Annotated in this window: 12 protein-coding genes; 3 read left to right on the top strand and 9 right to left on the bottom strand. The window is 48.8% G+C overall.

The features are described from left to right. Nucleotides 1-579: 579 nt before the first annotated feature. Nucleotides 580-1,305, bottom strand: coding sequence for an ABC transporter ATP-binding protein (locus ACN083_RS03890; protein WP_419101509.1), 726 nt, complete (start codon nucleotides 1,303-1,305; stop codon nucleotides 580-582). A gap of 10 nt (nucleotides 1,306-1,315) precedes the next feature. Further along, complete coding sequence (locus tag ACN083_RS03885; RefSeq protein WP_419101508.1) at nucleotides 1,316-2,365, bottom strand: ABC transporter permease; 1,050 nt, start codon at nucleotides 2,363-2,365, stop codon at nucleotides 1,316-1,318. A 324-nt stretch (nucleotides 2,366-2,689) separates the two neighbouring features. On the opposite strand from ACN083_RS03885, the gene ACN083_RS03880 reads away from it, so the two are divergent. After that, on the top strand, nucleotides 2,690-3,217 hold the full coding sequence (locus ACN083_RS03880; RefSeq protein ID WP_419101507.1) for a hypothetical protein: 528 nt from the start codon (nucleotides 2,690-2,692) through the stop codon (nucleotides 3,215-3,217). 107 nt (nucleotides 3,218-3,324) lie between these two features. On the opposite strand, the gene hisN is transcribed toward ACN083_RS03880, so the two are convergent. The 4 genes from hisN to ACN083_RS03860 form a co-directional block, all read right to left on the bottom strand. After that, nucleotides 3,325-4,116 (bottom strand): histidinol-phosphatase, encoded by a 792-nt coding sequence (gene hisN / locus ACN083_RS03875; RefSeq protein ID WP_419101506.1) that lies wholly within the window; start codon nucleotides 4,114-4,116, stop codon nucleotides 3,325-3,327. Between the two features lie 29 nt (nucleotides 4,117-4,145). Beyond that, nucleotides 4,146-5,246 carry a ribosome small subunit-dependent GTPase A gene (gene rsgA / locus ACN083_RS03870; RefSeq protein ID WP_419101505.1) on the bottom strand — a complete coding sequence of 367 codons (1,101 nt, stop codon included), beginning with the start codon at nucleotides 5,244-5,246 and terminating at the stop codon, nucleotides 4,146-4,148. Further along, nucleotides 5,239-6,621 (bottom strand): 3-phosphoshikimate 1-carboxyvinyltransferase, encoded by a 1,383-nt coding sequence (gene aroA / locus ACN083_RS03865; protein WP_419101504.1) that lies wholly within the window; start codon nucleotides 6,619-6,621, stop codon nucleotides 5,239-5,241. Before aroA ends, rsgA begins: the two co-directional genes overlap by 8 nt. 205 nt (nucleotides 6,622-6,826) lie before the next feature. Next, nucleotides 6,827-7,339, bottom strand: a complete 513-nt coding sequence (locus ACN083_RS03860; protein WP_419101503.1) for a DoxX family protein — start codon at nucleotides 7,337-7,339, stop codon at nucleotides 6,827-6,829. Nucleotides 7,340-7,520: 181 nt separating this feature from the next. On the opposite strand from ACN083_RS03860, the gene ACN083_RS03855 reads away from it, so the two are divergent. Both ACN083_RS03855 and rsrA read left to right on the top strand, forming a co-directional pair. After that, entirely contained in the window at nucleotides 7,521-8,150 is a 630-nt protein-coding gene (locus tag ACN083_RS03855) for a sigma-70 family RNA polymerase sigma factor (protein ID WP_419101502.1), read from the top strand. Nucleotide 8,151: 1 nt separating this feature from the next. Then, the gene (gene rsrA, locus ACN083_RS03850; protein ID WP_419101501.1) at nucleotides 8,152-8,421 is read left to right on the top strand and encodes a mycothiol system anti-sigma-R factor; all 270 of its coding nucleotides are present in this window, start codon (nucleotides 8,152-8,154) and stop codon (nucleotides 8,419-8,421) included. Between the two features lie 91 nt (nucleotides 8,422-8,512). Here rsrA and ACN083_RS03845 read toward each other — a convergent pair whose 3' ends face one another. From ACN083_RS03845 to ACN083_RS03835, 3 genes are all read right to left on the bottom strand, one after another. Beyond that, entirely contained in the window at nucleotides 8,513-8,587 is a 75-nt protein-coding gene (locus ACN083_RS03845) for a 50S ribosomal protein bL37 (protein WP_095343185.1), read from the bottom strand. Between the two features lie 192 nt (nucleotides 8,588-8,779). Then, nucleotides 8,780-9,379 (bottom strand): GDSL-type esterase/lipase family protein, encoded by a 600-nt coding sequence (locus ACN083_RS03840; RefSeq protein WP_419101500.1) that lies wholly within the window; start codon nucleotides 9,377-9,379, stop codon nucleotides 8,780-8,782. Between the two features lie 234 nt (nucleotides 9,380-9,613). After that, nucleotides 9,614-13,327: a multifunctional oxoglutarate decarboxylase/oxoglutarate dehydrogenase thiamine pyrophosphate-binding subunit/dihydrolipoyllysine-residue succinyltransferase subunit gene (locus ACN083_RS03835; RefSeq protein ID WP_419101499.1), complete on the bottom strand. Its 3,714-nt coding sequence runs from the start codon at nucleotides 13,325-13,327 to the stop codon at nucleotides 9,614-9,616. Between the last annotated feature and the right edge of the window lie 115 nt (nucleotides 13,328-13,442).

The following is a 13,442-nucleotide window of genomic DNA, read 5'->3' as shown; positions in this document are numbered from 1 at the left end:
GCAATCATATAATAGTGTAAAATCCCTTATTTTTGTAGTTTTAATCAACAATCTCGGCACTATCTAGCTTTTGAAATGACTAGGACCGTCCACAATCCGTCATTTACTCTGGTGAGATTCTAACTACTAGTGAGATGACATCCACGCCAACAGCGCGGAAGCGCTCCGGCTAGCGCTAGAAACCGATGATAGGGGCGGTATGCTAAAAAGCTGTTACTGTTATACGTGCTGTGAGCCGGCTTATTCCGCGACCTAGCGCACCACGACGTAGCGTTTCGCGCTGAACTTTGGGGATGCTTAGTACCTGGAACGCTCCAGTCGGTATGGCGGTTTAACTTTAGCCACGACTAGAAGATGGGGTTCTGGTGTTACATTTGCCTATGAGTCGATGATGACTAGAGCCTGCCATATTACGACTCTTGTTGCGGATTATTCTAGACTGGAAGTCTCGAATTAGACAAAGATTGTTAAAAATTAGTTGTATAAATATCTAGGTTTGTTGCCTTAAGGCTGTAACCCGAACTTTCGAGGTACAGTTCTAACTTCTAGGAATCTTTTGTTTGCATTATCTTCTCTTCTCTACTCTCTATTAAGGATTCCATCTTCCATTCTGTAGACGGTGTCTACGTGCTGGGTGAGGCGTTCGTCGTGGGTGACCATGATAATGCAGGTGTTGTGTTCTTGTGCTTGTTCTTTGAGTAGTGCTGCTACTTCATATGCTTTTTTGGTGTCGAGGGCGGCCGTTGGTTCGTCGGCGAGGATGACTGCTGGTTGTGCGTAGAGTGCGCGTGCTATTGCTGCGCGTTGTTTTTCACCGCCGGATAGTTTTGTTTCGTATTTGTTTTTGATGTGCAGAATGCCGAGGGTTTCAAGGAGTTCGTCTTTGTCAGCTTGTGTGTATCCTGCGGTGTTGCGTGTTTTTGCGATGCGGTCGAAAAGCGTTAGTTGGTCGTTGACGGTGAGGTAGGGGATAAGGTTTGATGATTGTAGGACGAATCCGATGGTTTTGAGTCGGGTGTGTGCGCGTTCTTTTTCGTTGAGGCTGTTGAGTTCTGTGCCGTCGATGTGGATGCTTCCGCCGGTGGGTTGTTGTAATCCACCAATGAGGGTGAGCAGTGTGGATTTTCCGGAGCCGGAGGGGCCGAGGAGTGCAATAAATTCTCCTCGGCGGGCGGTGAAGTTGGTGCTGTTGAGTGCGTATATAGTTTCGTCACCTTGTGTAAAGGTCTTGTAGACGTCTTTGAGTTGGATGATGACGTTATGCTCAGGCGTTGTGTTGCTGGTTGTATGGTGCGTTGGGTTCATGGTTGTTCTCCTATTTGAGTGCGAGGAGTGGGTCGATGGCGGTGGCTGTTCGGACGGAGAATAATGCCCCCAACAGACTAAAGAACACCATCATCGCACCAACTGCGGTGAAGAGTAACCATGGGATAGTGAATGGCACTGCTTCTGGTAGTGCTAGCCCGATGATGACGACGAGTAATCCGGCAACGGTTGAGCCTGTAACGGCAAGGATGAGGGTTTGCCAGATAACGGACCATCCAATCACAGAATTGCTAACTCCTTGTGTTTTCATGACCCCAAAAAGGTGTTTCTTTTGCAGAGTTAGTACGTAGATAAAGATTCCGAGAATCACAGCTGACACGAGGACGAGCGCGCTAATCATCATCCCAAAGGTGAGGTTTTGTGCGGTAACGCCGGGAATAGATTTGATAAATTCTGGGAGTGTTTGTGAGCTGAGCTTTGTATGAGCAAGGGTTGTAGTACTGATATTTTCGGTAGTGGCGATGGCAGAAATGGTGCCTTGGTATTGTATTCCGGTGTCTTGCCAGTCAGGGATGCTCATATAGACGATGGGGGCTGTCGCGTAGGTGGCGTGGTGGGTGAATCCGACGATGGTAAATGGCTCGTCATGTTGGGGTGCGTAGATGATGTCGTTAAGTTGGTAGCCTTTTCGAATGAGCGAGTCGTCGACGATTATCTCACACGGGGCGTTAAACATGCGCCCTTTTGTGATGGTTGGGGCGGTGAAGTCTGTTGGGTTGATGGCGAAGACGGTGGCGCTGGTCTGTTGGCCGTTGTGATTGAGCGTGAGTGCGCCGAAGCCTAGGGGAGCGGATTTGAAGGTTTTGACGTCGTTGAGTGTGTCTTCTGGTATGAGAGATGCTTGAATATTCTGGTTGGAGTCTTGGGAGAGAAGGATGTTTTCTGCTTTGAGGTTGGTGACGCCTTGGGACATGGCAGATTGTAGGCCGATTGCTAATCCAGTGAGGAAGAAGACGAGTACTCCAATGAGCGTAATCATGATGGTGATGAGTGCGAAGTGCTTCTTCTCGTGAATGATTTCTTTCCATGCAAGGAACATGGTGGGTCACCTTTTCGTTGTCGCAGTGTATCTGATATATCGAACTCTAAGGTGTTTTATGGAAGGATGCTAGTTAGGAAAGTCTTACAGTGCTTCATACTTAATAAGTGTTTTGATAGGGTGCTGTTGAGCCTAAGGTTTATGTATGTTCTTACTACGTGGAGCAGTGTTGATGAAGAGAGAACCGTTGTCAGGACTCATCTGACCAGATAAAACTTCGTCTAGTTCTGGTTTGCTGGTTATGGAGTGTGGTTAAATGGTTTCAAAGAAAAATGATTGCTAGACGACTTATCGTACATGTCGGAAAGCAGGGGAAGGGCACTGATGAACGTAGCTACCGACCAGAACACACCACAACCTGAGAATACTGTTCCACCAGCACCGGCAGAGCCTGTGTATGGTGCACCACGGTTAGGTGATGTGCCCGAAGAATACCAAGTACCAGAACAATACCGGCGACCCTACGGTGCGCACCCTGCGGACAAGCGCGGAATCTCATATTTTCCGGCTGTAGTATCGCTCACCAGTGGTGTTTTTGCGCTGGTGCTAACCTTTATGCTTCTTGGTGCAAGCGGTCTAGCTTATATTCCGTGCATCGTTGCAACTATCTATGCAACGATTGCGTTTAAACGGTTTAAGCAGCGTCCGCAAACAGCATATTATCGAAGCAAATCAAAACTTTACGCGAACCTTGGGTTAGGATTCGCCATCCTTTCAGCGATTTGCACGACGATCTTCTTGATTGTCTTCCCAGAGCTAGGAAACCTTGACCCAGACTGCGATAACGTCGAGCCTGGTAGCGTGGACGAAATTATTTGCGAAAGCTATGACGACTCGTCACAAGACCTATAACCTCATATGCATAAAGAACACCTGCTGTTATTCCCCATCAATGAGAGGGTAACAGCAGGTGTTCTTTTTAAGATGGCGTACATGTGTTAGAACGTATTGTCTAAAGACTATTGTGTACCTAAATATTTCAACGCCTCATCATGTAAGAGAGAGTTCGTCGCCATCGCATTACCACCAAATGGGCCATCAACACCTTCTAAAGAGGTAAACCGCCCACCAGCTTCTTGCACAATAGGCACAAGTGCCGCCATATCATAGAGGTTGAGTTCTGGCTCGGCAGCAATATCGACAGCGCCCTCGGCAACCATACAATACGACCAAAAATCACCATAGGCGCGGGTACGCCACACCGTATCAGTGAGTTCAAGGAACTTTTCGCGTTTGCCGGCTTCTTTCCACCCCGTCATCGAAGAATACGAGAACGACGCATCGGCAAGAGTCGATACTTGCGACACTTTAATCGGGGTAGCCTTCGCTAACGAACGCCCCGTATAAGCACCTGTACCGCGTGCAGCCCACCAGCGTCGTTGCAATGCAGGCGCAGAAACAACACCAACCACCGGCTCCCCCTGATCAATCAGAGCAATCAGTGTCGCCCATACTGGCACCCCACGCACAAAGTTCTTTGTCCCATCAATAGGGTCAATAACCCACTGGCGAGGGGACGAACCGCTCTGACCAAATTCTTCACCCAGAACAGCATCACGAGTGCGCACACGAGAAAGCTGAGAACGAATCAGCTGCTCTGCTTCACGGTCTGCGTCGGTTACCGGTGTAAGGTCAGGTTTTGTCTCAACGGTAAAATCATGAGCCTGAAAACGTGACAGCGTCAACCTATCAACACTATCGGCGAGGATATGCGCTAAACGCAAATCGTCAGTATAAGAAACATTAGCCATAAAAATTCTGTCTTTCTGAGAAGAGACTGTTAGTACACAACGCCAAGTTCTTTATCGGCGTTTGCAGAAGAATCTTCTGCAACACCAAGAAGCTTCCGAAGAGACTCAAGGCGAGCCTCACCCGCTTCACCAGCATGCCCCTGTTGGACGTATTCTGCTATAGCGCACTCTGTAGCATCATAACCGTGGGTGCAACCTTTAGGGCAGTGGGCGCTCGCTGGCGATAAATCTTCAAAGGCTGACACAATATTTTCAGCGGGAATATGTGCCAACCCGAAAGAGCGAATACCGGGGGTATCAATAATCCACGTACCTTCTGAAGACTGTGAAGGTCGTAATGCTAAAGCTGAGGATGAGGTATGTCGCCCTCGCCCTGTTACCGCGTTAACATGCCCAGTGTCTCGCTGGGCGCCGGTGAGAGCATTAACAAGTGTAGATTTACCGACACCAGAATGACCCAAAAGCACGGAGACATGTTCGTCTAAAACCTGTGTGAGAGGTTCAATCAACGTTGTATCGAGCCCTTGGGCGTTTTCTTCGCTAGGTGCTAGACCATCAGAAGAGCCTGAAAGCATAATCTTTAATGAGGTGTGAGCGTAGTAGTCAAGAATTTCTTGCGGATGCTTCACATCAGTTTTTGTGATGCACAGGATGGGCGTGATACCTGCATCGAATGCGGCAACAATAGAACGGTCAATAAAGCCTGTGCGAGGTTCGGGGTTTGCTGCTGCAACAACAATAATGAGTTGGGTGGCATTTGCGACCACAACTCGCTCATAGGGGTCTGTGTCGTCTGCGCTACGACGTAGTACGGTGTCGCGTTCTTCAATGCGAACAAGACGTGCAAGCGTCCCTTCATGGCCGGAGGTATCACCGACGAGGGCAACCCTGTCGCCTACAACGATCGCTTGACGGTGTAATTGTTTAGCTCGTACTGCAAGTACTGAACGTTCTTGTGTGGTGCCTTCATCAACTATGGCGGTGTACCGTCCACGGTCTACGGTGATGATACGACCAATCATCGCGTCCTCATATTTGGGGCGTTCTTTGGTACGTGGGCGGGAACCCTTTTTATTGGGGCGGATACGTACCGCGTGTTCGTCCCAGCTTGTGCGGTATTCTTTAGCCATTGCGTTTCACCTCTTGGGCAAATTCTTCAAGCATGTTGTGCCACATGGACGCAAAGTCGGGGAGTGTTTTTGCTGTGGTTTGGATGTTATGCACTTGTGTACCTTTAACCGCTAACCCAAAGATTGCGCCGGTTGTTGCCATACGGTGGTCGTCATAGCTGTGGATGAGCGCAGGTTCATGGATGGGTTCGTGGATGCGTATTCCGTTGGGTAGTTCTGTTGCAGAACCACCAGCACGGTTAATTTCGGTGACGAGAGCTGCTAACCGGTCGGTTTCATGACCTCTTAGGTGTGCAATACCGTGTAGCGCGCTTGTTCCTGGGCGAAGTGCACACAAAGCGGCAACTGTGGGTGCTAGTTCACCGGCATGTGATAGGTCAATTGTTAGTTCAGAGTGATCGTTGGCAATAAATTGTGGTGTGCCTTGGGCGATGAGAGTGCCTTCCTGAAGCCTTGTTTTTGCACCAAAGAGGGGAAGAATTTCTTGCCAGTGCGCCCCGACTTGGGTGGTTTTGTTAGGCCAATGCGGGATAGCAACCTGTGTTCCGAGAACTGCTGCTGCAGCGAGGAAAGGCCCAGCATTAGAAAGGTCTGGTTCGATGAGAACATCAAAACCTGCAAATGATCCTGCTTTAACAATCCATGCTGCTGGTTCTTGGTATTCGACGTTAACACCAACATTTTTGAGGGTTTCAACGGTCATTTGAATATGAGGTATTGATGGAAGTGAAGCACCGGAGTGTTCAAGACGTAACCCATGAGTGAAACGGCATGCGACAAGGAGCAATGCGGAGACAAATTGTGAAGAGGAGGAGGCGTCGATATGGAGGTTTTGTTCGTGAATATCTCCGGTGGCGTGCACGGTAAAAGGTAACGCGTTAGTGCCGTTGTCTTCTACTCTGACACCGAGAGAGCGTAACGCTTCGATAACAGGTGCCATGGGGCGTTTGCGTGCATGCGGGTCACCGTCAAAAGAGAAGGAACCAGATAGCAGCGCAGCTAATGGTGGAACAAAACGCATGACGGTGCCGGCTAAACCGACATCAATATTTTTGTGGCAGGGTGTAGTGCTAGAAAAGTTGATGGGGGTGACGTGCAAGTCTGGGCCGAAAGGGGAGTCTGTTGCAATTTCTTCGAATTTGGCGCCTAATTGTTCGAGTGCCGCAATCATCAGTGCGGAGTCACGAGAATGAAGGGGCGCTCGAAGAGTGCTGGGGGAGTCTGCTATTGCTGCCAGAAGGAGGTAACGGTTGGTAAGAGATTTAGAACCGGGGATGGCAACGGTTGCTTGGGCGTGCGGATGAGAACCACCGTAGGGGGCGTTCCAGATATGAGGAGATTCTGAAGACGTACCGGGGATGTTTTTCTCAGTCACAGACACACTTTCGTTAACAATTGTTGATAGAAGAATAGCTCATGCTATGGATGGGGCTGGTGATATTCTTCAAACCTGTCTTCACCATTCTACGCAGGTTCATGCTAAATACCACTGCCTGTTGAACGGGGGGGGGGATGTTCGTTTAACGGAATGTACCTCACCTACGGTGAGGCGAGGTACATTTTATGAAAAAGTTTAGAGTTTAGTTGTTGAGGAATTCTTCGGTGCGTTCACGAACATCAGCAGAAATCTTTTCAGATTTCTTTGCCATTTTTTCGCTGAGCTGGTTAGCGCGCCATGCGAGGGAGGGGTTGCCATCGCGGTCTACTGCTGCAATAGCGATAGCACCAAGAAGAGAACCATTGGTGAGTGCGTGGCGGCGGCGAGAAGCACGTTCTTCTGAAGAGTTTGCTTCTGTTGCTTGGTATTCAACGTATGCGTTAAGGATGCCGGTGCCCAGAAGAGTCACGGAGGATAGGCGAGGGAACTTGCCGAGAGCGAAAAGAGTTCCAGCAACAACCTGTGTTCCTGCAATGACCTGTCCAACTAGTTTTTCTTGCCCTTTGAATGACTCTAGCTGAGGGACAGCTTTGGAGCTGAGCTCAAGAGCACGGTTGAGGTGTACGGTTGAGTCTGCATCACGTAAACGCTCAACACCGGAGATGATGAAGCTTGATGCCAAAAGTGGGCGTGCAAGGCGACGTACAAAAGACATTTTTCCTCCTTGGAGCGGAATTATTTCCGAGTTTTGCTAAAAGTCTGTCATAACGATACTAAGCACACGAAGTGATATACCTGCTAAATGACGCGCATAAAAATAATGTTCCGTCATAAAGTGACTCGATATGCTAGAAAAGAGACAAAAGAGCAACACACTCAGAAAGTCATTGATGAACATGCCCATAACACCAGAAGCGACGGCTTCTCCACCTCCTCCTAGCGAGGGGAATCTTCAAGAGCATAAGGTACGCTTTGAACGAGAAGCCATGATGTATGTGGACCAGCTGTATGCTGCCGCTTTACGAATGTCACGAAATCCTGCTGACGCTGAAGACCTCGTACAAGAAACGTATGCTAAAGCTTTCTCTTCTTTCCATCAATACGCTGATGGCACCAATCTAAAAGCCTGGTTATATCGTATTCTGACCAATACGTATATTAACTTGTACCGCAAACGCCAGCGTGAACCGTATCAGACGCACAGTGACACTATTGAAGACTGGCAGCTTGCAAAGGCTAGCTCTCACCAGTCAACGGGGCTGCTCTCTGCAGAAGCACAAGCTCTAGAACACCTGCCAGATAGTGCCGTGATTACCGCATTACAAAACCTGCCAGAAGATTTTCGTATGGCGGTGTACTACTCCGATGTGGAGGGTTTCTCCTACAAAGAGATATCGGAGATTATGAATACTCCCGTGGGAACAGTGATGTCTCGTTTGCACCGTGGACGTAAACTCCTGCGAGACTCTCTCGCCGAATATGCCCATAGCCAAGGTTTAAAGACCCCCACTCAAAAGGAAGCATAAGATGTCTCACTCTTCTTGTTCCGAAAAACTCACTAGAATTTACGAATACCTTGATGGCGCTCTTTCCTGCGAAGATTTGCAAGAACTGCAAAATCATTTAGCAGAATGCCACGATTGTGCACAAGAATACGATCTTGAGTGCGTGATTCGTTCTGTGGTGAAACGTTCTTGCCGGCAGAGCGCACCGTCTGATTTAAAAGCTCGTATTCTAGGGACTATCAATAACCTCAAACAGGGGCATATCCTTGAATGCTCCGAAAAATCTGAATAAAATCCGCGCGAAAGTGGTATCTGCTGTGTCAGCTTAAACGACAGCTCCTCAGCTTGTAATAAGCTGAGGAGCTGAAAAGTATCAAGGTACCTTATGCGTTGGGGCGCTTACCGTGGTTTGCGCCGCCCTTACGACGGTCCTTGCGCTTACGACCGCGCTTGCTCATGAGAGCCTCCTTATAAAAGTTCAACACAAATGATTTAAGAAAATCTTGTGTTTATGTCCTGTCTCAACAAGAGACACCGTTTTCTATTTTGGCATACTCCACCGCTAAATGCACCTCAGGCGAAGAATGTTCTTAAGGAAAAGAACATCACATATTCTCTCAAGGGGGCAAAAGCGGGGGGTATAACGTGGTTTAGATAGGTTCTGGTAGTTGCAACCAGTTATACCAGCCACGATGAAGGACAAGCCACGCAATAAGACCGTAACCAGACTGCCCGGGGCGCCCGTCATTAGCCGCTAAGTCATTACGCCACTGCTCATGGTGCAAAAGTGGGTTAAAAGTATCAACGTAGACGTGATTGCGGCGGGTCACAACATCAGCATACGCAGCGTTGAGGTCGGCGATACGACGGTTACGTTCAGTATCTAAGGATGGAGGAGGGCCTACAACCAAAACCTTCACATTGTTTTGGGAAGCCATATCTACCATATTTGCCAAGTTCAAACGGCTTCGCGCACTTGTAATATCAAGGTCGATATCGTAGGTAGAAGGTGCAATCACCAAACGGTTATCTGCACCTTGAGCAAAACGACGGCTAGCTTCATCAAACCAACGTGCGTTAAGCAGTTCAGAACCTTCCCCCGGGGCAGCAAGGTTATATGCAGAAACCTTTGCAGTGTGCTGAGGTGTGCGGGCAAGAACACGACCAAACCAGCCCAGCGCACGCGGATCGCCTACGCCAGCTAAGAGGTCGTCACCAACGGCAACTAATCGAATATTTCGCTGATCCACAAGAATCTTTCTGTCAAAACTATGGGCGTAAACCTCTTTAGAGGTTCACTCTCTTGTTACTAAGAATAAACTCTATACGCACTTCTGTGTTCTAAATAGAGGTGAGTTGAGAAAAAGAACCTGAAAAAGAACAAAAATGCCACCAGAAAATACTATTCTGATGGCATTTTTGCTACTTATCTGCAGGCTTCAGAACACACCTTGAGGACGTGTCTCATCGACTGACAGATATGTTTAGCTGTCAAAAACATCTTCGATGAGGCTATCAAGCTCTGCCGTATGGCGTTTACCTGTACCAGCAGCAGGAGCCGCAGCAGCTGGACGAGAAGCCAACCGCATACGATACCCAATCTCTGGCAACAGGTATAACGCTATAAACGGCCATTGACCCTGATTAGCTGGTTCATCTTGAGCCCACACAATATCTTCTGCCTGAGAATACTGAGCTAATTGAGCCTGAATCTCTTCTAACGGCAAAGGATAGAGCTGTTCTACACGAATAATTGCAGTGGTGCGGTCTGCCCGTCGGGCACGTTCTGCTTCAAGATCGTAATAGAGACGTCCACTGACAAACACCACACGCTTAACATCCTGAGGACTCAACCCTGCAGTATCTGCTAAGACCGGCTGGAAGCTACCCTGCGTGAAATCTTCCACCGAAGAGTTCGCTGCCTTGAGACGCAATAGCTGTTTTGGCGTGAAGACAACAAGCGGTTTATGCGGGCGAGATAGTGCATGACGCCGTAATAGGTGGAAGTACGAAGCAGGTGTTGAAGGAATAGCCACCGTCATATTGTTCTCTGCACAAAGTTGCAAATAACGTTCTTGACGTGCCGAAGAATGATCTGGGCCTTGACCTTCAAAACCGTGCGGTAGAAGTAATACGAGTGAAGAACGTTGCGCCCACTTCTGCTCTGCAGAGCTAACAAACTCATCAATAATGGTTTGTGCACCATTAGCGAAGTCACCAAATTGGGCTTCCCAGACTACTAAGGAATCAGGGCGTTCTACCGAATAACCGTACTCAAAACCAAGAACTCCGTATTCGGAGAGCAGAGAATTATAGATGCTAAAACGTCCTTGTGTACTGGACAGATGCTGTAGTGGGTTCCATTCACTATCGTTGTGCACATCATGTAAGACAGTGTGTCGTTGCACGAAAGTGCCACGCTGAACATCTTGACCAGACATGCGCACATCAACGCCATCTAACAACAATGAACCAAAAGCTGCCAGCTCACCAAAGCCCCAGTTAATACCACCGTCTGTAGCCATCGCTTGACGCTGTTCCATCAGCTTTTTGAGCTTCTTATGAGGTGTGAAACCTTCAGGGAAAGCGACAAAAGACGCACCAATACGTTCAATGACTTCAGTGCTAACAGCAGTTGACCCCGGTACACGAACATCATCTTCACCTTGTTGAGCGGCGGGGCGTTCAATATTAGATACTGCTGCCGCATCAGCAGTGACCAAAGGCGTTGTGGACGCTAACGCTGCGTGAGTTTCCGTGAAAATTTGTTCGAGAAGGTCTTGATAATCTTTACGTACTCGTTCGGCTTCGTCATGGGAGATATCTCCACGTCCAACAAGAGCTTCTGTGTAGAGTTTACGGGTCGACTCATGAGAATTAATCTCGTGGTAGAGCTTAGGCTGAGTCATTGACGGGTCGTCAGCTTCGTTATGTCCACGACGGCGGTAACAGATGAGGTCGATAACAACATCTTTATGGAACATCTGGCGGTATTCAAAAGCCATTTGTCCGGCACGAACTACCGCTTCAGGGTCATCTGCATTGACGTGGAAAATAGGTGCTTGGACCATACGGGCAATATCCGTTGAGTAGGTGGCAGTACGTCCATCATCAGGCGAGGTGGTAAAACCAATCTGATTATTAACAACGATATGAACCGTGCCGCCTGTGGTATACCCCTGAAGCTGGGACATCTGTAGTGTCTCCATCACAACACCTTGACCAGCAAATGCAGCGTCACCGTGCACGAGAATAGGTAGCACCGGGAAACCTGTGATGCCGTGTTCTTCAAGAACATCCTGTTTTGCTCGGACGATGCCTTCAAGTACCGTATTTGCGGCTTCAAGGTGTGAAGGGTTGGCTGCTAAATAGACTTGCGTTTGGTTACCGTCGTCAGAGCTGAAAATGCCTTCGGTGCCGAGGTGATATTTGACGTCACCGGAGCTGCCGCTGAGACGAGGATCAAGCTCCCCATCAAACTCACGGAAAATTTGTGCGTAGGACTTTCCAGCAATATTTGCGAGAACGTTGAGGCGTCCACGGTGTGCCATGCCGATACCAACACCAGAGAGTCCGGCGTTGGCTGCTTCGGAGATGACAGAATCTAGCAGAGGAATGAGTGACTCTCCACCTTCGAGAGAGAAACGCTTCTGCCCAAGGTATTTGGTTTGAAGGAACGTTTCGAATGCTTCTGCTGCGTTGAGCTTCGCAAGAACACGGAATTGTTCTTCTCGTGATGGTTTGGTGTACCCGTGCTCAAGGTGGTCTTGGAACCAATGGCGCTCTTGTGGGTTCTCGATGTGCATATACTCAACCGCCATCGTGGAGCAATACGCTTCGCGGAGGAGGTGGAGAATGGTTCGTAGAGTGAGCGAATCCTTGTCGCCAAAACCGCCTGTTGGCCAGATGCGGTCAAGATCCCAAAGAGTGAGGCCGTAATTTTCGATGCGTAGGTCGGGGTGTGAGAGCATCTCATAGCCGAGCGGGTTAGTTTGGGCGATGAGGTGTCCGCGTACACGGTATGCGTGGATGAGTTGCTGAATACGAGCAACTTTAGATACTTCCGCTGAAGGGTCTACTTGGTTATCTACTGCCCAACGAACTGGTTCAAAGGGGATGCGGAGGTCTTCAAAGATTTGGTCGTAGAATCCGTCTCCGCCGAGCAGATAGTGTTCAATCTGTCGTAGGAATTCACCTGAACCGGCACCTTGAATAACGCGGTGATCATAGGTGGAGGTAAGGGTCAAAATTTTAGAGACACCGTGTTGGGCGATAGTTTTTTCTGATGAACCGCGGTACTCGGCAGGGTAATCGAGTGCACCAGCTGCAATAATGCATGCTTGGCCCTTGGAAAGACGTGGCACAGAATGGACTGTTCCAATACCGCCGGGGTTTGTCAATGAGATGGTTGTGCCTTGAAAATCTTGGACGCTTAGTTGCCCGTCACGACCTCGTTTGACGATGTCGTCATAGGCTTCCCAAAATTCGCTGAAGCTAAGTTCTTCGGCGCCTTTGACGTTGGGTACGACGAGGTTTCGTGAGCCGTCAGGGCGAGGAATATCGATGGCTAAACCAAAATTAATATGTGCTGGGTGGATAGCAACAGGCTTACCTTTATCGTTCGTTCCGTAGAGGACGTTCATTGAAGGTAACGCAACAGCGGCTCGGATAACGGCATAACCGATGATGTGCGTGAAAGAAATTTTTCCGCCACGAGTTCTTTTAAGGTACTCGTTAATGGCCAGACGGTTATCAATCAGAAGCTTTGCTGGCACTGCTCGAACCGTCGTTGCAGTTGGGACGCTTAGCGATTCTTCCATCGTGGTGACAACTGCTTTTGCTGGTCCTCGCAAAGGAACTTCTTTGTCCTCTTTGGGGGCGTCGTTTGCAGGTTCAGTTGTTGTCTTATGGGGGAGTTTTTTAGTTGCTTGAGGTGTGGGACGGGAAGCAGTTGGTGCTGGTGTTGTAGCACGTTGTGTGGGGTGAGATGGTGTAGCGGCAGGAGCTTGTGCTACTGGTTTTTGAGTTGTTTGAGCTGGGGTGGTGTTCGTTTGTTCAGCCTGCATTGCCTGAAAAATAGGCCACCAGCTTTGTGATACTGAGTTTTTATCGTGCTGGTATTGTTCAAACAACTCTTCTACGAGCCATTCGTTGCCAGCAAATTCTTCGGGCACGTGGTGCTCTGGCAGTGTGGGCACAGTCTCTACGCCTCTTCCATAAGTGTCATGTTTCATACAGAGCAGCGAGAGCCTCGCGCTAAAACCTCAAAGGTTTTGAAGTGTCAGTGGTGGTTTCTCACTGTTGTATTGTGGG

Origin of the sequence: Rothia sp. CCM 9418, assembly GCF_048512825.1 — a bacterium.
GTDB lineage: Bacteria > Actinomycetota > Actinomycetes > Actinomycetales > Micrococcaceae > Rothia.
This window is presented reverse-complemented; position numbering and strand designations above follow the sequence as displayed.